The sequence below is a fragment of the Paenibacillus dendrobii genome (assembly GCF_009807035.1).
GTDB classification, from domain to species: Bacteria; Bacillota; Bacilli; order Paenibacillales; family Paenibacillaceae; genus Paenibacillus_AQ; species Paenibacillus_AQ dendrobii.
This window is the reverse complement of the sequence record NZ_WUBI01000003.1, coordinates 698,538-723,212: the sequence shown is the minus strand read 5'-3', so window position 1 is coordinate 723,212 and position 24,675 is coordinate 698,538. Positions and strand designations below refer to the sequence as shown.

The window sequence follows — 24,675 nt, the reverse complement described above, 5'->3', positions numbered from 1 at the left end:
AGATGAAAACGGAGACGATGCGAAGCGACGTGACCGTGATCGGCGGCGGGCTGGCAGGCGTATGCGCCGCCATTGCGGCGGCACGGCTCGGCAGCAAGGTCGTACTGGTGAACAATCGCCCGGTTCTGGGCGGCAATTCGAGCAGCGAAGTACGGGTATGGGTGTGCGGGGCGACCGCGCACGGCATTAACCGGTATGCGCGGGAGACGGGCATCATGGGCGAGCTGTTCGTGGAGAACCAGTACCGCAACCCGGACGGCAATCCGTACTTGTGGGATTTGGTTATCCTGGAAGCGGTCAAGGCGGAGCCGAACATTACGCTGCTGCTGAATACCGATGTGCATGAAGTTGAGGCGGATGGTCCGGAGGAGAACCGCATGGTTCGGTCGGTGACCGGCTGGATGATGGGCTCCGAACGGCGCATACGCCTGGAAAGTCCGGTCTTCCTGGATTGTACCGGCGACGGTCTCGTCGGCTTTATGGCGGGAGCCCGGTACCGGATCGGCCGTGAAGCCGCCCATGAATACGGGGAAGCGTGGGCGCCGGAGGAAACGGACGGCATTACCTTGGGCAGCACACTGCTATTCTATACGAAGGACGCGGGGCATCCCGTCCGGTTCGTGCCGCCTTCCTTCGCCAAGGACATCACGCAGACGCCGATCCCGATCAAGCGGGTCATCCGCAGTGGCGATTCGGGCTGCCATTATTGGTGGATTGAGTGGGGCGGCGAGTTGGACACGGTTCATCATAATGAAGCGATCCGGGACGAGCTCTGGTCCGTCATTTATGGCATCTGGGATTATATCAAAAATTCGGGGCAGTTTGAGGCCGATACCATGACCCTGGAATGGGTCGGTTCCATTCCGGGAAAAAGGGAATACCGCCGTTTCGTCGGCGACTATGTGCTGAATCAGAACGACATCATCGCGCAGGAGCCGTTCCATGATCGCATCGCCTTCGGCGGCTGGTCCATTGACCTGCATCCGCCGCAGGGCATGTATGCCGAAGCCAGCGGCTCCAAGCATATGCATGCGGACGGCAACTATCATATTCCGTACCGCTGTCTGTATTCGGCGAACGTAGGAAATCTGCTGTTCGCCGGCCGGAACGTCAGCGCTTCCCATGTGGCGTTCGGCACGACGCGCGTCATGGCGACCTGCGCGGTCATGGGGGAAGCGGCCGGCACCGCTGCTTCGCTGTGCGCAGCGAAGGGCGTGTCGCCGCGCGATATCTACCGCTCGCATCTGCAGGAGCTGCAGCAGACGCTGCTGCGCCAGGACGCTTCCATTATTGGTCTGTCGCATGAAGACGATCAGGACCTGGCATCGCTGGCGAAGGTTTCGGCATCATCGGTTCGCAGAGCCATCTCCTTCGACAACCCGGATTCCGCCGTTCAGCTAAGCCGGGATGTCGCGGTGCTGTTCCCGGTCGAGCCGGCAGTCGAAGGGCTGGAGCTGCTCGTAGACGCAGCCGAGGATACCCGGCTTACCGTGGAGTTATGGGACACCGGACGTCCGGAGAATTACGTGCCGTATTCGAAGGTGGCTGAAGCCGAAGCGGCCATCGCCAAGGGCGAAGCGCAGTGGGTATCCATCCCCCTCGCTTGGGAACCGGACGCGCCGCAGAACGCCTTTGTCATCATTCGCGAGAATCCGGGCGTCAGCCTGTACCGGACGTCCAAACCGCTTACCGGCGTCCTCGCCTTCGAGAAGGGAGCGGTCCCGAACGCGTCGTCCAATCTGGAGGACCACGACGAGAATCAACCGGTTGTGGCCTGGAGCATGAAAGCTGTGGTCCGCCAGCCGTTCTGCTTCAAGGTCAAGGGCATGACCACAGCTTATGCGCCGGAAAAAGCGGTTGGCGGATACAAGCGGCCATTCGGCGGTCCTAATCTGTGGGCATCCGAGCCGATCGGTCCGGAGAGCGAGGCTTGGCTGCAATTGACATGGGAGCATGAAATATCGATGAAGGAAATCATGTTGACGTGGAACGACGACGTGAATGAAGACCTGATTAACCTTCATCATCACCGCACGTCATTCGATACCATCCCGGAACTGGTGAAATCTTACCGGATCGAGGCACGGGTCCAAGGGAATTGGAGTACGGTGGCTTCTGCCGAGGATAATCGGCGGAGGAGCAATCGCATCCGTTTGAAGGGCTCGATCTTGGCCGATGCGCTGCGCGTCGTGATCGAAGAAACGAACGGCGCCCCTTGCGCCGAGTTGGTGGAAATTCGGGTGTATTAACAGTTGAGGCAGCCTACCCTTCCGGGTGGCTGCCTTTTTGAAGTACTTCTATTATATTTTATGAATCTGCTTTTTTTGCTGCCGTGGTATGATAGCCTTAACCAAGCTTGAATGGGAAAAAGTGGGGTTCTGAATCTTTCTCCTTTGGCAGGAAGGAACATGCAGCCTATGAAAAAGCAATTGTCAGGTCTGATCGTCATGGTCGCCGTATTTGCCGTCGCGACCTCAATTTTCATCTATGAATGGCTTCATCCAAATGTCAACTACCCGAAAGCGCATGAAGGCGTGCTGGATGCCAGACATTGGAACTTTACGCAGCAGGGGATCATCCCGCTTCGAGGCGAATGGGAATTTTACAAGGATCGGCTGCTGACGCCCCGGGACTTCGCCGATCGGGGAACGGAGCTGCAAGCGGAGCGGCGTCTTCTCCCTGTCCCCGGAGACTGGGAGGGAAAGGTGTCGGATGACGGCTATGGCGCCGGGACTTACCGTCTGCGGATACGGGTGGGTGATCTTGGCGATTACGGTCTTCGAGCCAAAAAGATTCGGATGTCGAGCCGCATTTACATGGGCGGCAAGGAGCTTGGAGGCACTGGGCAACCTGCCTTGTCGGATAATGATTTTGTGCCCAGCAATGTTCCATTCTTCGGGTCGATCGAGGCGGATGGCCGGGAAATCGATATTATCGTCCGGGTGTCGAGCTATCGATATCTGCAAGGAGGACTTGTGCAAGCACCCGAGTTCGGGCTAACGGTCGACGTCATGGCCCGGAGAGATAACGCCCGCATAGCCGACGTGATCGTTATGACCACGCTGCTGTCCTTTGGCATTTATTTTGCGGGGATGTTCAGGCAATGGCGGCGGGAGCCGTACTTGATTTTCTTCAGCTTGTTCTGTTGGGCACTGGGGCTTTTTTTCAGTATCGACAACGAAATTATTATGGGGAACCTGGTTCCCTCGATGTCATTTCTGCTGTTGCAAAAGCTGTTGTTCATCCTCCCGTACCTGTCTATTCTGTTCTTTATTCATTATGTGCGCCTCTATTTAAGCGACAGAAGCGGGTACTGGTTTAGGACATTCCTTGGGGTTTCCTGTGTTTATCTGGTTTTGCTGGCCGCGCTTCCGAATGATTATCTAATGGTTTTGTTGTGGCCCGGCGTTGTTTTGCAGATTGTGGCCTTCGGGTTCATTTTCGCCTCGATTTTCCGCAATCGTCATCAGGGAATCCAGGTTTTTTATATTCTACTCGGCGTGTTCTTTTTAATCATCAGTTGGGTGTTTGCCCAGACCCGTTACCAGTTGGCGCTGGATAGTCCTTATTACATCATCGTCACGCTGCTGCTGGTCGTACTGTCGCAGTCGTTCCTGATGACGGACCGGATTCGGGGAGCTTTTCTGCGCAGCGAACGCTTGGCCGAACAACTGCTGATCCATGACCGGCAGAAGGACGAATTTTTGGCAAAAACGTCGCATGAGCTTCGCACGCCTCTGCACGGCATCATCAATCTGTCGGAGGCGCTGCTGGAAAACAAGGAAGTGCCACTCGCAGCAGGGCATCGCGAGAACGTCAGGCTGCTGCATCTGATCGGAAGGCGGCTTGCCGGGCTGGTGAATGACATCCTCGATATGAACCGGATTCGGTACGGTCAGCTCCATGTGCAGCCGAAGCCGGTTGATCTGTATGTATCGACCCGCTTTGTCATGGAGACCTTGTCGATTTCGCCGATCAAGAGCGGCGTCCGGCTTGTAAGCGAGCTGTCTCCCGCGCTTCCGCTTGTACTGGCTGACGAGAATCGGTTGCGGCAGATTTTGCACAATCTGCTGGAGAACGGGCTGAAGTACACCGACCGGGGAAACGTCTCGATCTCGGCAGAAAGACGGGGAGAGATGCTGGCTGTTTCGGTTAGCGACACCGGGAGGGGTATTCCGGCTGAAATCATGGACGACCTGTTTCAGCCGTTTTTCCAACATGACGAGAAAGGCTTCCAATCACGCGATGGCATCGGGCTCGGGCTCAGCATATCGAAGCAGCTGGTGGAGCTGCAGGGTGGGCATTTGCAGGTAGAGTCCGAAGTTGGCCGCGGTTCGCGGTTCACGTTCACGCTGCCGATTGCCTGGAGTGGAGCGCGCGAGGCGGCGGCAGTCGCAGAATACGCCGAATATACGGTGGACGAGGAATGCACAGAGTACGAGAAGCACATGAAGTCTCCAGAGAACCTCGAACCGATCACTGCTCTCCCGTTCATGCCCGCCGGGTTGGAGGAGACGTTCCATATTCTGATCGTCGACGATGAGCCCTCCAACCTGAAGGTAGCGATGGATGCAATCTCCTCCATGGGTCATACGTATACAACGGCGGGCGGCGGAGCAGAGGCACTGGAGGCGCTGCGGCGCAAGAAGCCAGACCTCGTGCTGCTCGACTTAATGATGCCCGGCGTGTCGGGACTCGACATTTGCCGGAAAATCCGCTCATTGCACGGTCTGGCCGAGCTTCCGGTGCTGATGCTGACCGCCTCGGGGCAGACGCGTGACATTCTGGCCGCTTTTACTGCGGGGGCTAACGATATTTTGCAAAAGCCTTTTGAACTGGCGGAACTTCGGGCCAGGGCGCAGTCGCTGCTGGCGATGAAAAGCTCCTCGGAGTGGGCTGTACGTAGGGAGATGGATTTTTTGCAGGCTCAAATTTCCCCGCATTTTCTGTACAACAGCCTGAATGCCTTGGTTGGGCTCAGCTACAAGAATGTGGACAAGCTGAGGGAAACCATTCATCATTTGACCACGTATCTTCGTGCCAAGTTTACATTCGTCTTCCAAGGAGACGCGGTTCCACTGGAACGGGAATTGGAGCTGGTGCGCGCCTACCTTGCCATTGAGCTGCTTCGTTTCGGTCAGCGGCTGGTCGTCCGCTATACAATCGAAGACAATGTGCACAGTATGCTGCCTCCGCTTACCCTTCAGCCTATTGTCGAGAATGCCGTCCGCCACGGGATCGGGCAAAAGCCCGAGGGAGGGACCGTGGATATCATCGTCCGCCGCGGCGATAACGGTGTCGAGATCGTCGTCAAGGATGACGGAGTCGGAATGGATGAAGGGACGCTGAGGCAGCTGGAACAAGGAAAGACCGGGGGCATCGGCATCGGAAATGTGAACCGCCGTCTGCAAATGAGGTACGGACGAAGTCTAGACATTCAAAGCCGCTTAGGCGAAGGAACTCGAATCACGATTTATTTGACGGAGGGGCACTATGTGGAGAGCCATTCTGATTGACGACGAAGAGATCGCACTTGACGTCATGGGCATTTTGTTGGACGAAGTTGGTGATGTGGAGGTAGTCGGCAGGTTTCAACTGGTTACCGAAGCGATTGAACAATGCGGCACTCTCCAACCGGATTTGATTTTTTTGGATATCGAAATGCCTGGAATGGGCGGGCTGGAGGCTGCAGGAGCGCTGGCAGCATGCTGTCCGGATGCTGAAATCGTCTTTGTGACGGCCCACGACCAGTATGCGATTGACGCGTTCGACACCTCCGCCATCGGGTATTTGCTTAAGCCCGTCGCCAAGGACAGGCTTGTTAAGACGCTATCCCGTTATGCGGAACGGCAAGCCAAAAGGCAGATCCGAAGCGTTGAATCCATGCGTGGGAACGAGCTGAATGCCGCCAGCCCGGCGGCTGGACTCGAAGGATACGCGGAAGATAAGCCGCGGCTGTTGCTTAAAGTGCTGGGTAGCATGGAACTGTATGCTCCAGACGGCCGGCTATTGACATGGCGTACCAAGAAAACGAAGGAGCTGTTTGCGCTGCTTTGGCATCATCGGAGTCGGCCGGTATACAAATACGCGATTCTGGAATATTTGTGGCCGGATGATTCGGCGGAACGAGGACAAAAGCTGCTGCATACGTCCCTTTATTACTTGCGGAGCCTATTTAAGGCGGAAGGCTACGACGGATTCGTGAAATACGGTGATGAGCGGTATTGGATTGATTCGTCGGCCATCCGCAGCGACTTGGAGGAGCTCCTTGGAATGCTGAAGGAAGGAGATGCGGCAACTAAAGCCGAAGACATGATCAGACTGTACAGCGGCGGCGATTATTTGGAGATGGAGCATTACGAATGGGCCAATGCCTACCGGATGGAGCTTCGCTCGGCCATGATGTCCTCCATGAATGCAGCACTCGGACGGGTACCGAATGAATTCCGCTTGCAGCTTCTCTGGAAATTGATCGAATTGGAGCCAAGCCGGCTGCCCTATTATGACTTGCTTGTGGATTGCCTGTACCAGGCTGGGGACGAGGATGGCGTTCGCCGGGTGCGGGCGATGATGGAGCAGATGGAGCTGAAGGGAGAATAGAACGGGACGATTGGGGCGAAAGTAGCAGACGACAATCGCAGAAAATGTAGAGAAAACAGTCTTCAGATACTCATTTGAAGGCTGTTTTTGTCGTTTTATGGGAGCAATGTTGTGAAAATGTTGAGAGCTGCTTATTACAATGAGACTCAGATGCAGACGATCTCAAGACTATGAGGTCCGTAATTTATACATTCGGAAAGAGAGGATCAGACATGAACGCACAAAAGAGGAACAATACCGCTTACAGGGCGGTCATATCCGTCGTTATAAGCCTGGTCATGCTGTTCGGGGCGATTCTCCAAATGTTGGCGGTGCCGGGACAAGCTTCCGCCGCCCCAGGAGTCGTATGGAAGCCGATCGACGGGGGCGGGCTCAGCGCGGGTACGGGTTCGAACTCCAGCTCGAGGGACCCGAGCATCGCGACCTGGAACAACCATTTGTATGCTGCATGGCCGCAGCAAAATGGCGGCTTCGGGCAACCGGAAATCAGAGTTATGCAGTGGGACGGCAGTCAGTGGTCGCCGGCTGATGACGGGAGCGGTCTGAACTTTGGATCCAACAGCAGTGCAAACAATCCTTCACTTGCAGTATATAAGGGTTGTTTGTACGCCATCTGGTCGGAAAGACCTTCATCAATCCCTCAGATCAGAGCCAAGAAAAATTGTGGAGGCGGGGACGGATGGGTTTCGACAAGCGGAAACGATCCGGTAAGCGGCAGCGGCAGAGGTGAATTGCCGGTGCTCCTCGTTTATCACGATGATTTGTATGCGACTTGGATAGGTACTTCGGACGGGAGTACGGGCCGAAAAATTCAAGTGAAAAAATATAATGGCAGCGTCTGGAGCAGCGAAGCGGTGGATATGACATTCGTTTCAAACGGAGTGGCATTTGGGCCGCGGCTCGCAGTCTATCAAGACGATCTTTATTTAACCTGGAGCGAGCAAATGGCGGACAGCCCGTATTACTCTTATATTCCCGTCATGAAAAAAACCATCAATGGTGCAGGAAGTGTCATTTGGAAGAACGTATCGGGGAATTTGGGGATTACGAATACGACGACATCGGCAGGAAGCCCGGTTCTGCAAGCCTATAACGGGCTGTTATATGCGGTATGGAGGGATAACAATCCCGCTCAGTTGAAGGTAAGCAGCTTCGATGGAAGTGTCTGGAGCCCAGTCGGTAGCGGCAATTTGGATAAGCCGACGGGGGTTCAATCGCAAAGCCCGAATTTATTTGTATATAATCAGAAGCTGGTTGCCGTTTGGAACGATGTGAATTCGCAAGGGTTCCAGTGGGACCTCCGGGTCGAGGAATACGACGGCACGAAGTGGAGCCCGGCGAACCAGGGAATTGCGGACACGAATTTCGGCAACGTTACTTCTTTTGCCTTATTGAACAACGCGATGTATCTAGCATGGTCCGACGTCTCGAAAATTTATGTGTCCGAGCGCCGGGAACCGCCTGCTGCCCCTAAGGGTTTACAAGCGGTTGCGGGAGATCGGGAAGCGGAGCTTAGCTGGAATTTGGGCAGCGGGGTTGCAAATTACAAGATTTATCAAGGCACCGCCAGCGGGGTGTACGGCCCCGATCCGATCAAGACAGTAGATGGCACGACCGGCCATTATAAAGTTCAGGGACTTGCGGGCGGCACGACTTATTACTTCGTCGTGACGGCCGTTAACGATAATGGGGAGAGCTCCTCCTCAGTGGAAGCGAGCGCAATTATTACAACGCAGCTCGCGACGGTAAGCTACGCGCCTGGTGATCACGGAACGATCAGCGGAGCGAGTGAACAGGTGGCGATCGGCGGGCATCCGGCAGCGGTACCGACGGTCACTCCTGAGGCGGGATACCATTTTGCTGGATGGAGCAGCGATGGAGGCATCACGAAGCTTAGCAGCCAACAGGTTGCCGCTTCGACGGTGACCGCTGACGTGACATATACCGCTTATTACACGGTGGTTGTCATGGGAGACGCGGATGGGGACGGCAAGGTAACGGCTGCGGACGCGCTTTTGTTGACCAAATACATCAAGGGTAAGATTACGCTGACACCGGAGCAATTGCAGGCGCTCGACATGAACGGTGATGGACAATGGGACGATGAGGATGTCAAAGCTATTCTTGCCATCTCCGTGGGAAAGGATTGATTTAATGCGTTGGAAAAAATGGATTTCGACAGTGCTTGCGGTCGTTATGTTTTTGCCTTTCGGAACGTTGGTCCATGCAAAGTCGGATATAGCGTCAAACTCGATGAAGGTAAGCAGTGAAGAGGGATATGCCGGAGGTTTCGTTGATGTACCGGTGTTTCTGACACCGGAGGATATGATCAACAAGTACGACATTTCGATCGGGTTCGATGCTGCGTCGCTCGAACTGGTGTCCGGGAATGAAGTTACAAATGAACTGGGTGCCAGTCAAGGCGATACGTTCGATACGGATATCACCATTACGGGAATCGCCAATGTAAAAGCTAATTTGGTTAACAACCCGGTTTGGGATGATGATACAAAGGTGTTCACTCTTCATTTCAAAATCAAGGACTCTGTGCAGCCAGGCGATTTGGACCTGACTGTGCCTAAGCACGATCTCTATGAGGGCGTAGAAATCGCTTCGACAACGGTGGAAGACGGCAAAATTACGGTAAGGGCAGTGAACACTAAACATACCGTGACGTTTGATTCACAGGGAGGCAGCGCGGTAGAAAGCGCGACCAACGTGACCAGCGGCACGACGATCGGCGAGCCGACAGCGCCAACGAAGGCAGGCTACACGTTCGCAGGCTGGTACAAGGATGCAGCGGGAACGGAAGCATGGAACTTCGCAGTGGATACGGTCACGTCTGATGTGACACTGTACGCGAATTGGACGTCGACTACGCAGGAGCAGTTCACCGTGACGTTTGATTCACAGGGAGGCAGCGCGGTAGAAAGCGCGACCAACGTGACCAGTGGCACGGCGATCGGCGAGCCGACAGCGCCGACGAAGGCAGGTTACACGTTCGCAGGCTGGTACAAGGATGCAGCGGGAACGGCTGCATGGAACTTTGCAATGGATACGGTCACGTCCGATGTGACACTGTACGCGAATTGGACGCGGCACGCGGTGCAGATTCAGATTGGCTCGGTGAGCGGAACGCCCGGGTCTACGGTGGACGTACCGGTCACAGCAGGCGAATCCACCTATGGAATAGCAGCCTACGACATACAGATTGATTTTGACACGGAGGCCCTGGAATTAACAGGCATTGCGGGAAATGCGGGAGATTACTTCGACTCCAATTACGATAACGTCACAGGCTGGCTCAAAACGGCATGGGTAGACAGCGATGCGGGCGATACGCCGATCGCGGCGGGAGAGAAGCTGTTCACCATCAGTTTCAAGATTAAGAGCGGGGCAGGGTTAGGCGATAAGGCACTGACGGTGCAAACGGAAGAACCCATTCTTTTCTCGATCTTGGATTCGTCCGGGAACGAGATGGAAAAAACGTTGACTCCCGGCAAGGTGACGGTAAAAGAGGGACCAGTGCAATTCACCGTAACGTTCGATTCGCAGGGAGGCAGTGCGGTTGACAGCATTACCCACGTGGACAACGACATGACAATCGGCGCTCCTACAGCACCGACGAAGGCAGGCTATACGTTCGCGGGCTGGTATAAAGAAGCGGCTGGAACGCATGCATGGAACTTCGCAGCGGATACGGTCACGTCCGATGTGACGTTGTATGCGAAGTGGACAAGCAATGATTCGAACAACTCGAACAATTCAAATAACTCTGGCTCTCCTTCAACAAGTTCAGGCACGTCGACCCCTGAGAAGCCTGCAGGCCTTCAGGTGATTGTCGACGGCGTCGTGAAGGACCAAATCGCTACAGGCTTGACCACTAAAGAGAACGGCAAGTCTGTGCTGACGGCCACGATCGACCCATCCAAGCTGGTTGATCAGCTTAAGCAGGCGGCGAACAAATCCACCGTGATTGTCCCTGTTACCGCAAGTGTGGACAAGGTGTTGGTGGTACTGACCGGCGAAGCAGTGAAGAGCATGGAAACCAAGCAGGCGGTTTTGGAGGTACAGACGCCATACGGTATCTACAAACTGCCTGCCGGACAAATAGCCATCGACCAAATCTCCTCTAAACTGGGCGAACAGGTCAAATTGTCAGACATAGTCGTTCATGTGGAGATTGCCAAGAGCGATGAGGCAGCGACGGTTCTCGCAGAAGCTGCGGCGACCCAAGGAAGCTTTGCGATGGTAGCTCCGCCTGTCACATTTAATGTAACAGCTTCTTATAACGGCAAAACGGTAGCCGTAGAGCAATTTAGCAGCTATGTGGAACGCGAAATTCCGCTTCCCTCCGGTCTCGATCCGAGCAAGGTGACAACAGCTGCCGTGTTGAACCCGGATGGCAGCGTTCGCCATGTTCCTACCGTTATCACGACTCGTGAAGGGAAAAATTATGCGGTCGTGAACAGCCTCACCAATAGCGACTACTTCCTGATCTGGAATCCGAAGACCTTCATGGACGTGGAAGGGCATTGGTCGAAAAAGGCTGTAAACGACATGGCTTCTCGAATGATTGTCAAAGGGACCGACGACAACCATTACAATCCCGATGCGGTCATTACACGGGCGGAGCTCGCAGCTATTGTGGTACGGGCGTTGGGCTTGTCCGAGAACGGCAGCAAGACCGATTTCACGGATGTCAAGTCCGGGGATTGGTATGCAGGCGCTGTCGCGAAGGCTGTGGAATACGGCTTGATCGAAGGCTACGAGAACCAGACGTTCGCACCTACCCAAACCATTACCAGGCAGGAAGCGTTGGTGATCATGGCCCGGGCGATGAAGCTGACAGGACTTGAAGCGGATGGTGCATATGCGGAGTCCGTGCTGTCCCCGTTTGCAGACCGAGCAGAGGTAGCTTCTTGGGCGAAGCCGGCCATGGCCGCAGCCGTGAAGAACGGACTCGTGAAAGGTTCGAGTGAAGGCTTGATGCCGACAGGAAACCTTACCCGGGGCGAAACTGCAGCGATTGTGCAACGGTTTTTGATCCAAGCCAAGCTTATCGATAACCGAAACACCAACGAGAGTTAAGTAAATAACAGGTTTAAAATCAGCACAAAACCAGCCTCTTTTCCTTATTGAATGGAAGGGAAGGCTGGTTTTGTCTTTGTATTGGTAAAAGCATGTCCGGAGATGGACTCGTATATATTCGTATTCGCGTCCGTGGCTGAGTGGGCTACCTTTTTTCCGACTCGCTTTCCTGAATCATGACATGTTCCTCATGCCACCACAATGCTTCTTCCGGTTCTTCCAGCAGCTCCTTGATTTCTTGCTTCTCCGCGACGGCAGGCGGGGAGCCGCGAAGCGCTTTGCCCGAGGTTTCGGTAAACCACAACGTCACGACGACCAAACCGATGATGGAAGTGGCGATCAAAAAGTAGGCCGGGACGAGGTTGTTCTTGGTCAGATTAATCAGCCAAGCCATCACGAGAGGGGTCGTGCCGCCGAACAAGGATGCAGAGATATTATACGTGATCGCTAGCAGGCCGTACCGAACATCGGTAAAAAACAGCGCAGGCAATACGGAAGGCATCGTGCCTTCAAAACAGGTGAGGAACACGGCCAGGATCAGCAGTCCCAGAAATACAAGCCCGAGCTTGCCGCTGCCAATCCATAAAAATGCCGGAAGCGAAAGCACCAGCAGTCCTGCAAGTCCAATCTGCATAATCCGTTTATTGCCGAACCGGTCGCTGAAATGACCCATGGCCAGTACGATCGGAATCATGATAAACATGACGATCAGAATCAGCAGCAGCCCTTCAGCTTCCCCGTAACCCAGCACGGCGGTCAGATGCGATGGCATATAGGACAGCACCATATAATCGACGACGTTAAAGAAAAAGACCAGCACGGTGCAGATCAGCATGACCTTCCAATGCTTCGAGAACAGCTCCCTAAGCGGCACCTTCGGCTTGTTCTCATCCTTTGCCTTTTCCATCGCTTCAAAGGCTGGCGTTTCCTCCAAATGTCTGCGGAGGTACAGTCCGACCAAACCGATCGGAGCCGCAACGAAAAAAGGAATTCTCCAGCCCCAAGCAACCATCTGCTCGGAACCGAGAATATAGGTCAGCAGCGTGACTAATCCGGAACCGGCAATGTAACCGATCAAGGTCCCCACTTCAAGTCCGCTGGATAAGAAGCCCCTCCTTTTGTCGGGCGTCGATTCGGCGATAAAGGTCATCGCTCCGGAGTACTCACCGCCCGTGGAGAAGCCTTGTACCAATCGCGCTACCAAGAGTAGCACGGATGCGGTTACTCCGATCGATGCGTAACTTGGAATGAGACCGATGCAGAGCGTGGAGATCGCCATCATCAGCAGGGTAATGGTAAGCACTTTTTTACGGCCCCAGCGGTCTCCGAGACGTCCGAAGAATAATCCTCCGAACGGCCTAACGATAAAGGCGATGGAAAACGTGGCGAACGTATAAATCAACTGTACTGAACCGCTCAAGGACGGGAAGAAAACCTTTCCGATCACGACGGCAAGATAAGAATATATTCCGAAGTCGAACCATTCCATCGCGTTGCCCAGGGCCGTTGCGACAACGGCTTTTTTCGCCATTTTTGCGTCCACGATGGTAATGTCGTCTTGATGCAGCTTAGGTCTAGGCCGTTTGCCGATCCGCGGCCAATGGTACTTGTGCTTTTCGTGGCTGTTCATCCGCTTAGCTCCTAACGACTGAGAAATTAACATTGCGTCGTTAGTATTCGCTGGAAGCGGAGGGAAGATGCATCATGAAACGAGCAAGAGTGAATGAAAGTCTTCATGTGATGTTATCACTGGCTATGGTTCAATTAGAAAAACGGATGCCGCGATTAAACGCTGGCATCCGTTTTTGTTGAAAACATGTATTCTACAATTCTTACCGTTTATGATTACTTGATATCATCCTGTAGACTGGCCTTCCAAGTCTCCGAACCATCATCGTTGCGGATCGATTCATGAGATATGGTTGCTTCTTGCACGTCTCCGAAGCCCCAGAAGCCTGTGCTCACATCCGGGAATATCGGATCAAGGCCGGTAAGCGGACCGCGGTACAATGCTCTGTTGATAAGTGTAACCGCTTCTGCTCTTGTAATCTTGGCGTTAGGCCGGAAGGTGCCGTCCGGGTAACCCGAGAGCAGATTGTTACGATATAGGGCTTCAATGGAGTTTGCAGCCCAGCTTCCGCTAAGGTCATTGAAGTGATGGTTCACGGCAGATGAACTGTCTAGCTTCAGGAAGCGTGCCAATACAGAAGCCAACTCGCCGCGGGTTACAGGGGCATCCGGACGGAATGTCTGGTCCGCGTAACCGTTAAAATAGCCTTGGGAAGTGGCGATTTGGATATAGTCCGTTGCCCAGTGTCCTTTTCGGATATCCTTGAAGGTCGTTGCGTGAACCTCGGTTTTGTCCGAGAGACGGGCAACAATGGCGGCAAGTTCGGCTCTGCTTAAGGAACCGTCGGAATGGAACTTGCCATCCGGATAACCGAGAATATAACGCTGATGCTTCAGCTGTCCAAAGCGATCGGAGAATACTTGGACCTGCACGGAAGCTTTTTTGCTGCTGCCTCCTGCTAGGAGTTGGCCAACTATCTCATACTGTACTTGCTCCGAATGGAGCATTCCCCATTTCACTTCAATTTGGAAGCTTCCCGTACCGCCGGCCTTTAAACTGCCAATGCTCCAAGATACGGTTCTGCCTTCGACAGTACCGCCTCCCGCATTGATGAGCTCAGCTCCTTCAGGAATGGTGACTTTGATGACTGCACCGTTCACGGCAGACGTTGTTTTGTTGCTGTAATCGATTTTAATGGTCGATGGTTCGCCTTCCTTCACCTGCTTTTTATCCACGGATAAGTTCAAGGTTAATTCGCCTTGGGAAGGAGTGCTGACAGATGTACTTGAGCCGCCCGAGCTCGTTGTTGGACGCGGCTGCATGGCAAAATCCAAATTAATAATACTTTGGCCTACGTGAATAATACCGTCTTGAATATAACTATCGGAGCCGTTAGCTGGTACATTCGGTTTCGCCTGCCGGGTATCATAAGCGAAATAGCCGTCTTTCTTGGCAATGATGTAATAGTCGCCTTGAGGGTACACCATCCATGCATATTGACCCGCTGCATCGGTAGATTGAGGATTGGCGTTTTGGTTAGGCGCAAATCCCGGTAGTGCCGGCAGGGAGACAGGCGTGTTCGGTATCCGTCCGTTTTTCTGGTTGAGCTGTGTATCTGCCCAGTACAGCTGAACGTCCGCGCCGCTCAACACATTTCCAGTGGAAGCATCCGTCACGACACCATATGGGTCAATGAGGGAATACACAATACTGGTTTGTCCGTCTTGGGACATATCAACGTTAACGATCGAAGAAGGTCCGGCGAGCAGTGCTCCTTCCGGTGTCTTCAGTTGATAGGATATCTCGTATCTGCCTTTTGGAACTTGTTCCATGGAGAAGGTTCCGTCTTGGCCGATACGAAGCTCTTTCTCAAAATTGCTGCCATCCAGGCCCTTGAGAACGGCATAAGCTTCGCCGTTTCCAAGCAGATCGCTTAAGCTTGGAGCATGAGCCCCGCCGGCTGCAGGCACGATGAACAGCTGCCCTTTGAGCGTATTCACCGGTTTAATCGTCTGGCCTGGCTGGATCGTGCCGAGAGTAACCTCTTTGGTTTCGGTCAATGTTACCTGCTGTCCTCCGACCTGAACCGGTGTTTGAATATTCAATGAATACGTATAATCTCCGCGAGGTACGGGAATATGGTATGAACCGTCTTCGCCGGTCATCACTTCTGCGGTGAAATCCGGCGTCCCATCATGGTTAAAATCGGATTCAACCGTGATCTTGGCACCTGCTACCGGCTTACCGCTAACTTGATCGATAATGATCCCGTCAATGGCTGCAGGGAAGTAATCTATACCCGCGCTGGATTGAATTGTGGTATTTGTGCCGTGATCCGTGATTTTAGCCGTGATGGTATCGTGTGAAGGCGTCGTTCCCTGTAATGCATCAGGGATATACGTCCATACGGCGATGCCCTCCTCGTTCGTTACTTGCGTAACGGTTTTCCCGGAATCAAGGGTGATTTCAACCGGTACACCGGCGGCTGGTTTGCCTTCGGAATCGGTCACCTTAGCCGTGACATGTACCGGACTTTTGCCATCTGCCAGCACACTGTCAGGAGTCACGGTGAGGTCCAGCTCATACGGCTGTTCCTGAATCTTCACCTGCACGGTTTCCGATACGGATTTACCATCATAGGAAGCCGTGATGATAGCCAGGCCAGGTGAAACTGCGATAACGCGGCCGTTGGCATCAACGGTTGCGACACTTGGATCAGAAGACGTATATGTTGCTTTGCCGGTCACGTTTTCTATGCTCTCGTCAGCCGCATACACCGCTGTTACCTTCGGTGTATGTTCATCTCCGGGCTTCAGGGTTATGCTTGCCGGATCGATGAACAGATCACGCAGGCTCGATGCAGATGTCTGCACTTTCACGGGCAGCGACGAACCGGATTCGATTCCGTTGCTGACTGCTGTAATGGTATAGGTTTGAGTGGTATTCGGCTTCAGTCCCGCCAATGCATATTTCGAACCTGTCAGTCCATCAGCTACAAGTTTGCCGCTGCCGTCGTAAATATTATAGGTTTGCGCACCCGGGACGGCATTCCAAGAGAGCTCGGCGGTGGTGGATGTCACACTGCTTGCTTGCATCACCGGTGCGTCGATTGTTACCTTAATGACAGCTTGTACAGATTTTCCGTTGTATACGGCATCAATGACAGTGGTTCCTGCACCCACAGCCGTAATGAGTCCTTCGGAATTAACAGATGCAATGGAAGGATCTTTTATTACAAAGGTAGTTCCCTCAAGGGTCACGTCTCTGGTGCCGTCCGTATAAACTGAGGTAACGACCGTTTGATGCTGGTACTCTGCCTTTTCGGGATTGGTATTGAGTTCATAGTTTTTTTGATCCAAATAAAGTCCAATGGTGACTGAATTGGAAGGAAGCGTTTCGATTTGACCGACTGGATTCTCCAATACGGCGGTAACCGTATAGCGGGATACATCATCCAAGTCTGTCCCCTGTAATGTGTATGTTGTTGTTCCATCAATGCGCGGAACAATCAGGACATTGTCTTTATAAAGAGAATAGTAGGTTGCACCTGTTACAGTAGTCCAGCTTAAAGTGTTGGCTGTCTGCGGAGTTGTACCCGCTTCGAGCACGGGAGGTTTCGGAATGGTCGCATAAGCGCCGCCCACAGTAACCACTTTAATTTCTCCGGAAGGAGGGGCGCTGCCGAAATCCAGGATGGTCTTGGCTTGTCCCGATGTATTTGTCTGCTGCGAAGGGGTTAACAGAACACCCTCCTCGGAGTAGAACGTCATCGGGGCGCCTTCGACAGGATCGCCGTTGACATCGAACGCAGTTCCCGTTACTTCGTATTTGCCAGGATCGCCCGTAGGAACGACTTGGATTCTAACGTCAGTGGGCGCCTGTTTATACACATAATCTTCATTTCCAGTATCGATCGGATCGGGCGAATTGGTGAAATACCAGGAGATGATATCATGCGTCTCCATCGATCCGCCTGTCGCCGAAGTAAACCCGGCATACACGCCAGGATATCCGTCAAAAATCCCCTCAAGGTTAATGCCGGATGTCGTAAGTACTGGAACCTCCGGACGGGTATCGTCATTGCTGAGGTAGACTTTCACGACTTTGCTCGCTCCGTCATAATCTATCCAGGAACTTAGATCCTTGCCTCCGGAGAGCTTAATGCCGTTCAGCTTGGTCGTGTACCAAGAAGGGTTGGTATTATTGACGCTGCCGTTCACCGCCAAACCAATATAATTATCGGAAGGGTCGTTGACGGGGCTGGCGTTTTTGTAAGTATCGTATTTAATGGCAAAGCTGGGTGTGATTCCGCCATAGCCGATGCCCTCGCCAACTTTGCCCGCGCTATTGGATTGTGCTTGAACCGTAAATGTAATTCCGTCAGCGGGAGATGCTTGCGGGTTGTCTCCGTTCAGCCGGAATTTGAAATAAGTACTGAAGGAATAATGATTGCCTGCCGCAATGAGCTTCTTGTTGAAGGCGGTGCCGAATTGATTGCCTTTTGCCTCCGTTAGGCGAAGTATTTTACGCTGTTTTGAGTCTGTGACAACTTTTGCCTGACCGTTTATGGCAAACAAGTCGACTTGTTTCGAATTGCTGAAGTTGTCAATTTTATAGGTCACCCATTTGTCTACGGGATCAGCGTAGACTGCTGCTGTCATCGGCTGGAGTGTCGCAACCAACATGCAGATGACAATAAGCAGCGGCCTTAATTTGACTGCCTGAATCATAATGTTATTTTCCTCCTAAATGAAATGGTTTGGTGCTTTGTGACTTGATTGCCTCCGGTTTGAACATTGCGGTTGCAGAAATGATTGAATTATATCCGCAAGGGACTTTTTCTCGAAGGACTTTTGCGTAGCATCATTATATAGGTAGCTTCTGAATATAATCTGAATAAGGAATACAATGAAGGGTAAAAAGGCTGCCAAATGGCTATATTATGTAGGATACACCGGCATCCAATGGAGCAATGATGCGTAAATCAGGCAGCGGCCGTAACCCCAAAAAAATTTTTTTTGGATTTACACCTTCTGGAAGTATCTATTCATGTACAACTGTGTTATAATGTAGATATTGTAATAGCGACCTAAACGAATTCACATAGCGTAGAGGGTTATTCATTTATTCAATAACCTTGTACGATATGTGATTTTTATTTAAGAATAAGAATGCCATATAAAATTTAAAAAAGGTGGTAATTGGTAATGGAAACAGGAACAGTAAAATGGTTTAACGCAGAAAAAGGATTTGGCTTTATCGAAGTTGAAGGCGGAAGCGACGTATTCGTACACTTCAGCGCAATCGTTGGCGACGGCTACAAATCTTTGGACGAAGGCCAACGCGTAGAATTCAATATCGTACAAGGCAATCGCGGACCACAAGCCGAAAATGTCGTAAAACTCTAATCTAGAGCCTTGTGCCCCGAACAGACTTGTTCGGGGCACTTTTATTGCCGCAAAAAACCAATACTGGATAGAAAGAGGGATGCATATGTACAACTCACGAAAAAAACCATTGGAAGATCTGCCTACTGAATTAACCGAAATATGGTCTTGTTCGAACGAGGACTGCAAGGGATGGATGCGGGATAATTTCGCTTTCTCCGAGGCTCCTGTATGCCCCCAATGTCATTCAAAAATGGTTAAAGATAAGAGAATGCTGACGGTGTTGACGAATACAAGCCCCAGCCAGTCTAAAAAATAAAGATATTTAATGCGGCGACGAATTGTATGTATACAGCTCCGATTCGTCTCCATCATGAAAACCTGGTCCGCATGAGGACCAGGTTTTTCTTTTATCCAAGAACATCCGCACGCGCTGTTGAAAACGTTTACCCGTGCCTCACTATTCGTTTGTTCCTGTATGTGCTACCATTTGAATAAATTAAACTGAAGAATTAGGTACCATCTCTTTGTTGCAGCAAAAATCAAGAAGATGAAGGATTAAACTTCTGTCATCTATCTAAATAATCTAAATGGGGTCAAAGGGGGCGGCATCATGAACATACATCATATTTCCGTTCAAGGTACAGGCGATTGGAACGAGGATGCGGTTGTCTTAAACGAGAGACAGCAGCTTTATGGCGTCATCGATGGGGCTACTTCACTCGTCCCGTTCCGGAGCGCGAACAATGAAACAGGCGGACGGCTTGCATCGCAACTGCTCAAGCAATTCTTCGAAGAGCTTGCAAGCGGGGACCGCCGCGACTTGGAGACATTGACGATTGAGGCCAACTCCAGGCTTGGAGCAAAAATGCGCGAAAGCGACATTCAGATGGACCGCAAGAGCGAGCTTTGGACGGCTGCAATGGCGCTGGTTCGCATCACCGACCACCATATCGAATACGTTCAAGCGGGCGATTGCATGCTGATGGCTTTATATCGTGATGGCTCAGTACGAACAATTACGCGCGATCACGTGTCTCATATTGGCGAAATATCGATGGAGACATGGAGGCAGGGAATCGCATCAGGCATTCGAACGAAAGCAGCATTGTGGGAGCAGGTGCAGCCGCAATTACTCGGCAACAAGGACAAAATGAACACTGATAACGGATATTCCGTGCTGAATGGGCTGCCGGATGCGGATCGATATCTGGAAAGCGGTAGAATCAATCGAATCCAATTGGCTGGCCTGCTGCTCGTGACGGATGGCCTGTTCTATCCGGAGGAGTGGCCAAATCCGGAGGCCGGCGCTGAGAGGCTGGACGAGAAGCTTCTACGCAGCGTTGCTTCCGACGGTTTAGAACGTTATGCCGAGTGGCTTCTGGCCCTGGAACAAGACGATCCGGAGTGTATCCGTTATCCCCGCTTTAAAATATCTGACGATAAGTCGGGTGTTTGGATCACGTTTTGATGAATGGCCAGCTTCTGTCCATCTACAGACGACAGAATGATTCCAAGGAGAAACCAAGGCGCTCTGCAGGACACTGACATGAATTGTCGGTGTCTTTTTTTATTTTTCTATTCAAAAGAAGATCCACGTCCGAACGGGCAACTACCAATGACTTTCTAGACTTTAAGTATTATTTGTATTACAGTATATAATACTTAATGGTTGAATGAACCTGCTGAGGGAGTGAAAGTACATATGGTTATTTCCTTACAACTGGACAGCGATACACCTCTATATGAACAATTGCGGAATCAGATTGTGATCGGCATTGCCACGGGTGAGCTGGCACCGCAGGAGAAGCTGCCAACGGTCCGCCAATTGGCTGAAGAGCTGGGGATCAATACGATGACAGTCAACAAAACCTATTCGCTATTAAAACAGGAAGGTTACATTGTAATCGATCGGCGTCATGGTGCCAAGGTAAGTCCAGTCATGCAGGACAATCCGGTTCCGTCCCCAGAGCTTGCGGATAAGCTTCAGTTAATAATTGCGCAGGCAGCGATACAAGGCATCAATGAGTCGCGTTTTCAAACACTTTGTTCGCAGATTTTCTCCAAAATGACTTATCAGCACCCCTAAACTAACCATCTGGAATGAGGTGTCTTGATGTTAACGATTCTTTTATTATTTTCTGCGATGATCTGTTATATTGCACTGCTCGCCACGTATAAGCAGCAGGCCAAATATCAAAATGGCATGCTGTTTGCTGTAACCTTGCCCGGTGGCGCTCTGGAGCACGCAGATCTTCAACATGTCCGGGCACGCTTCGACAAATCATTTTCAAAAGCGGGCCTTTGGATGGGCATTGGTCTCATTCCGTTTGTGATTCTTTACGCCTGGATTCCATATCAAGTTATTTATTTTCTCGTTTGGTTATGTGCCCTCGTACTGGCCGTGGTGGCTCCGTTTCGGCGAGCTTTTCGCGATACGCTGGCTTTAAAACGTGAACATGAATGGTTTGTCGGTAACAAGCGCGTGATCCTAAGCGATTTGCGTGTAGCCCAATTGAAGAATAAACGTTCCGCTTCCCTTTGGCTCTACCTTATCCCGTTTGCGATGGCAATCGGCATGCTGCTGTGGGCAGTGCGCAGTGAAGATCCGTTTTTTGGTGTCACGACCGGCGGCTTGGTTCTTACGGCGCTCTTCTTGTTCATTTCACTCTACATGCGTAGAATCAAGTCGAAAGTGTACAGTATGAATAGCGAAGTCAATATCATTTTAAACCAAGCAAGACGCAGAACGATTTCCTACTTATGGCTATGGATGGCTATCGCTGAGAACATCCACTTTTTACTCATCTACATACTTTTGGTGAACGGTAATGCAGGCATGGATGGCTTGTGGATTGCGGTAATTTTACTGTTTACAGCGATTCCGGCTGGCAGTATTTATTATGCATATCATAAAATTCATGCTCTGGAGCAAGAGGTTTTGGCGCAGGACGGTAAAGTCATCTATACGGATGATGATGAATATTGGGCGAACGGATTCACGTACCATAACCCGCATGATAAAAGTATTTTTGTACCCAAGCGCGTGGGAATGGGAGCGACCATAAATACTGCGACGCGGGTCGGAAAATGTATCATCTGGGGAACGGCCGGAATTATCGCAGCGCTCATCATCGGTGTTTCCTTTATGCTGGTGCGGTCAGAGATCACATCGCCTACGCTGTCTATTACATCGGATCAACGAGTAGATATTCGATATCCGATGTATTCCTACGAATTCGGCATTGACGATATTAAAGAGCTAACACTGGCCGATACGGTACCTTCGGGAGGCGTCAAAACGAATGGCGAAGCCACAGGAAAATATTCACGTGGGAAGTTTCGCTTGAAAGAACTGGGTAAATCCCGATTGTATATCTTCAAGAATAACCCTCCTTATATACGTATCAAGCTGGATGATGTGTATATTTTTTATAATGAAAAGGAGCCGCTGCTGACGAGGCAAATTTTTGAACAGCTGCAGAAGCAAATGGGGAAGTAAGCGGAGAGAGACAATAGACTCTATATCCGGAATTTATCGTTATGGGGAGAGACATCTGTAAAGATGTCTCTTTTTTTATTAATTTCATTCACTGATAGAAGGAAAATAAACGAATCACAAATAAAATTGGACTTGATCTCGCTATGAAGGTATGCTAGTTTTAACAAAATTGATAATGATTATCATTATCAATTTTGTTTTTATTATTCATACAATCAGAGGGGGATGGTTACTGTGAATACAAAAGATACACTACATACGAACAACGGCTCAATTACCACGAGTCGCATGCATAAGACTGATTTGCAGGATATCAAAGCGTTTATGGCAAGCCATTATAATGAACCGGTGTCTATTGCTCAATTAGCGAAGATGGTCAACATTAGCCCCAAATATTTCGTGGATTTATTCAAAAAAACATTCGGTCAGAGTGCGATGGAATATTTAACGGACGTGCGCATTCATCATGCCAAGCGGTATTTGGCGGAGTCCGATGAGCGACTGAGGGATATTGCGAAAAAGGTAGGGTACAAGGATGAGTTTTATTTTAGCCGCAAATTCAAAAAGGAAGTGGGCCTGTCCCCTACCGATTTTGCGAAAAATACGAAGAAGCGCCTCGCAGCATGTTCCTCCCCGGCCATCGGCCATTTGCTCGCACTTAACATCATTCCGGAGGTCGCACCTCTCGATCCCAAATGGAGTCCGTATTACTACAACCTCTACAGCAACAAAATTAAGTCACATCTTATTCTCACTAACCCGTATCACAAATTAGCCTTTGAAACCAATATGGATAAGCTGAGCCAAGCACGACCGGACGTTATCATCGGTTCGGATCACCTTCAAATCAGAGAGATCAGCAGGCTGAGTTCGATTGCTCCGGTTCATTGCATGTCAGCCAAAAAAGGTTGGAGAGATCAGCTGCTGGATATTGCAATTTATTTAGACAAGGAAAACAGCGCAAGGCAATGGATTCGTAATTATGAAAGCAACGTTCAATTTGCGAGGAAGCAAATCAAAAATGTGCTGGGCGACGATCGTATTATGGCCTTGCGGATTTACCAGACACAAATGTTCGTTTACCAGAATCGAGGTTTGGAGGAGGTGCTGTACAAGGATTTAAACCTCCAAGCTGCTTGCGGAAGAGAGCTGCAAAGCCACTTGCCTATTTCAATACAAGAACTGCAGGAGCTAAACCCCGATCGGATTTTGTTGTTTGTATGCCCGGAGGCTTCTACGCGCAAATACTGGTTGACATTGCAGCATGCTGCCGGGTGGAAGCAGCTTCAGGCCGTGCAGAACAATCAGGTATATATGATCAGTGCTGATCCTTGGTTTGAGTATTCATCTGTAGCGATTGCACGGATGCTGGACGAAGCCCTGCTCTTATTTACAGGATATTGTCCAAATGAACTTCTGGATTATGACTATGGTGAATCCTTGCCAACATAAGTATACTCAAAGTCGATTGAGAATCATTATCAATTAAGGGGGATATATCATGTTAAGACTTTGGGTCAAAAGGGAAAAGAGTTGGAAGACTCTGTTCTCGGTTCTATTGAGTTGCGTAATCCTAGGAGGCTTGCTGGCTGGCTGCGGCGCCAAGATCGAGGGCGGGAATGCCGCGTCCGAACAGCAAAACTCGACTGGAGAAGCCAAAGCATCTGCCGAAGCTGCCAAAGGGAGCAGCAATGAAGCGATTGAAGAGCGGATTGTAACGGATGATCTTGGACACGAGGTCAAGCTATCCGCTACACCCAAAAGGGTCATTGCCCCTTATCTGGAAGAATCCTTGTTGAAGCTGGGTGTAATCCCTGTGGCGCGATATTCCAACGCTAAGGATGGACATGTCGACTGGCTGAGCGAACTGGACGATGTACCGATTCTTGATTTTGCAGCAGGCATGCCTTCGCCAGAGGTAGTCATGTCATATGAACCTGACATCATTATTTTGCATACGGAGACTTTCGCAGCAAACGGAGCCTATGAAAGTTATGCGAAGATTGCGCCGACCTACGTTTTCAAGAATGCTTCCGGAAATATGGAGAAGTCGCTTACGACGATAGCGGATCTGCTAGGCAAGTCTGCCGAAGCTGATACGGCATTGCAGGCCTATCGGGAAAAAATAAAGGACGCCAAGGAGAAGCTGAGTAAGACTACGGAGAATAAAAAGGTAGCAATTATACGCTTCGCGCCCAAAGGGGTCAATTTGATGGGTGGAAACTATTTGGCCGGATATCTGCTTCATCAGGAACTGGGACTTGGTAAAACGACGCTGGTTGGGGATGCGAACAGCGCAAATCTATCGCTGGAGGTTCTTCCTCAATTGGACGCAGACTATATATTCGCCATTAATCAAGGGGGAGACCGCTCGATGATGGATAGTCCGATTTGGAAGAGCATGCCCGCTGTTAAGCAGGGACATGTTTATGAAGTCGACAACGGCTATTGGCTTGGAAGCGGTTTGATTGCTTATGAAAAAATTATCGATGACGTGGTACGGTTTCTGACGAAATAGGAGGCTG

The 24,675-nt window shown here is 51.1% G+C and carries 14 protein-coding genes; 12 read left to right on the top strand and 2 right to left on the bottom strand.

What is annotated here, in order from left to right:
- Positions 1–2: 2 nt before the first annotated feature.
- The 5 genes from GRF59_RS21185 (at position 3) to GRF59_RS21165 (ending at position 11,691) form a co-directional block, all read left to right on the top strand.
- Entirely contained in the window at positions 3–2,249 is a 2,247-nt protein-coding gene (locus tag GRF59_RS21185; protein WP_160499686.1) for an FAD-dependent oxidoreductase, read from the top strand.
- 168 nt (positions 2,250–2,417) lie between these two features.
- Positions 2,418–5,516 carry a hybrid sensor histidine kinase/response regulator gene (locus GRF59_RS21180; RefSeq protein WP_160499685.1) on the top strand — a complete coding sequence of 1,033 codons (3,099 nt, stop codon included), beginning with the start codon at positions 2,418–2,420 and terminating at the stop codon, positions 5,514–5,516.
- Positions 5,494–6,600, top strand: coding sequence for a response regulator (locus GRF59_RS21175; RefSeq protein WP_160499684.1), 1,107 nt, complete (start codon positions 5,494–5,496; stop codon positions 6,598–6,600). The genes GRF59_RS21180 and GRF59_RS21175 overlap by 23 nt, the downstream gene beginning before the upstream one ends.
- Before the next feature lie 212 nt (positions 6,601–6,812).
- Complete coding sequence (locus GRF59_RS21170) at positions 6,813–8,750, top strand: dockerin type I domain-containing protein (protein ID WP_160499683.1); 1,938 nt, start codon at positions 6,813–6,815, stop codon at positions 8,748–8,750.
- Between the two features lie 4 nt (positions 8,751–8,754).
- Positions 8,755–11,691: an InlB B-repeat-containing protein gene (locus GRF59_RS21165; RefSeq protein ID WP_160499682.1), complete on the top strand. Its 2,937-nt coding sequence runs from the start codon at positions 8,755–8,757 to the stop codon at positions 11,689–11,691.
- A gap of 145 nt (positions 11,692–11,836) precedes the next feature.
- Here the strand turns inward: GRF59_RS21165 and proP are convergent, their stop codons facing one another.
- Positions 11,837–13,321 carry a glycine betaine/L-proline transporter ProP gene (proP, locus tag GRF59_RS21160; RefSeq protein WP_160499681.1) on the bottom strand — a complete coding sequence of 495 codons (1,485 nt, stop codon included), beginning with the start codon at positions 13,319–13,321 and terminating at the stop codon, positions 11,837–11,839.
- 215 nt (positions 13,322–13,536) lie between these two features.
- Positions 13,537–17,991 carry an S-layer homology domain-containing protein gene (locus GRF59_RS21155; RefSeq protein ID WP_160499680.1) on the bottom strand — a complete coding sequence of 1,485 codons (4,455 nt, stop codon included), beginning with the start codon at positions 17,989–17,991 and terminating at the stop codon, positions 13,537–13,539.
- Between the two features lie 477 nt (positions 17,992–18,468).
- Between GRF59_RS21155 and cspD the strand changes: the two genes are divergently transcribed.
- The 7 genes from cspD to GRF59_RS21120 all read left to right on the top strand — a co-directional run bounded on the left by cspD (position 18,469) and on the right by GRF59_RS21120 (position 24,668).
- On the top strand, positions 18,469–18,669 hold the full coding sequence (gene cspD / locus GRF59_RS21150; RefSeq protein ID WP_136607705.1) for a cold-shock protein CspD: 201 nt from the start codon (positions 18,469–18,471) through the stop codon (positions 18,667–18,669).
- A gap of 85 nt (positions 18,670–18,754) precedes the next feature.
- Positions 18,755–18,967, top strand: a complete 213-nt coding sequence (locus tag GRF59_RS21145; protein ID WP_160499679.1) for a cold-shock protein — start codon at positions 18,755–18,757, stop codon at positions 18,965–18,967.
- Positions 18,968–19,261: 294 nt separating this feature from the next.
- Complete coding sequence (locus tag GRF59_RS21140; protein WP_160499678.1) at positions 19,262–20,119, top strand: protein phosphatase 2C domain-containing protein; 858 nt, start codon at positions 19,262–19,264, stop codon at positions 20,117–20,119.
- A 234-nt stretch (positions 20,120–20,353) separates the two neighbouring features.
- On the top strand, positions 20,354–20,737 hold the full coding sequence (locus GRF59_RS21135; RefSeq protein ID WP_160499677.1) for a GntR family transcriptional regulator: 384 nt from the start codon (positions 20,354–20,356) through the stop codon (positions 20,735–20,737).
- A 27-nt stretch (positions 20,738–20,764) separates the two neighbouring features.
- Positions 20,765–22,150 carry a DUF5808 domain-containing protein gene (locus GRF59_RS21130; protein WP_160499676.1) on the top strand — a complete coding sequence of 462 codons (1,386 nt, stop codon included), beginning with the start codon at positions 20,765–20,767 and terminating at the stop codon, positions 22,148–22,150.
- A 234-nt stretch (positions 22,151–22,384) separates the two neighbouring features.
- The gene (locus tag GRF59_RS21125) at positions 22,385–23,602 is read left to right on the top strand and encodes a helix-turn-helix domain-containing protein (protein ID WP_160499675.1); all 1,218 of its coding nucleotides are present in this window, start codon (positions 22,385–22,387) and stop codon (positions 23,600–23,602) included.
- A 49-nt stretch (positions 23,603–23,651) separates the two neighbouring features.
- Positions 23,652–24,668, top strand: coding sequence for an ABC transporter substrate-binding protein (locus GRF59_RS21120; protein ID WP_160499674.1), 1,017 nt, complete (start codon positions 23,652–23,654; stop codon positions 24,666–24,668).
- The last annotated feature ends 7 nt before the right edge of the window (positions 24,669–24,675 follow it).

What these genes read in the sequence shown, in the direction of transcription:
- GRF59_RS21155 (WP_160499680.1), bottom strand. Translation starts at nt 17,991, where the DNA reads ATGATTCAGGCAGTCAAATTAAGGCCGCTGCTTATTGTCATCTGCATG.
- GRF59_RS21120 (WP_160499674.1), top strand. Translation starts at nt 23,652, where the DNA reads ATGTTAAGACTTTGGGTCAAAAGGGAAAAGAGTTGGAAGACTCTGTTC.
- proP (WP_160499681.1), bottom strand. Translation starts at nt 13,321, where the DNA reads ATGAACAGCCACGAAAAGCACAAGTACCATTGGCCGCGGATCGGCAAA.
- GRF59_RS21145 (WP_160499679.1), top strand. Translation starts at nt 18,755, where the DNA reads ATGTACAACTCACGAAAAAAACCATTGGAAGATCTGCCTACTGAATTA.
- GRF59_RS21130 (WP_160499676.1), top strand. Translation starts at nt 20,765, where the DNA reads ATGTTAACGATTCTTTTATTATTTTCTGCGATGATCTGTTATATTGCA.
- GRF59_RS21180 (WP_160499685.1), top strand. Translation starts at nt 2,418, where the DNA reads ATGAAAAAGCAATTGTCAGGTCTGATCGTCATGGTCGCCGTATTTGCC.
- GRF59_RS21185 (WP_160499686.1), top strand. Translation starts at nt 3, where the DNA reads ATGAAAACGGAGACGATGCGAAGCGACGTGACCGTGATCGGCGGCGGG.
- GRF59_RS21135 (WP_160499677.1), top strand. Translation starts at nt 20,354, where the DNA reads ATGGTTATTTCCTTACAACTGGACAGCGATACACCTCTATATGAACAA.
- GRF59_RS21140 (WP_160499678.1), top strand. Translation starts at nt 19,262, where the DNA reads ATGAACATACATCATATTTCCGTTCAAGGTACAGGCGATTGGAACGAG.
- cspD (WP_136607705.1), top strand. Translation starts at nt 18,469, where the DNA reads ATGGAAACAGGAACAGTAAAATGGTTTAACGCAGAAAAAGGATTTGGC.
- GRF59_RS21175 (WP_160499684.1), top strand. Translation starts at nt 5,494, where the DNA reads ATGTGGAGAGCCATTCTGATTGACGACGAAGAGATCGCACTTGACGTC.
- GRF59_RS21170 (WP_160499683.1), top strand. Translation starts at nt 6,813, where the DNA reads ATGAACGCACAAAAGAGGAACAATACCGCTTACAGGGCGGTCATATCC.
- GRF59_RS21165 (WP_160499682.1), top strand. Translation starts at nt 8,755, where the DNA reads ATGCGTTGGAAAAAATGGATTTCGACAGTGCTTGCGGTCGTTATGTTT.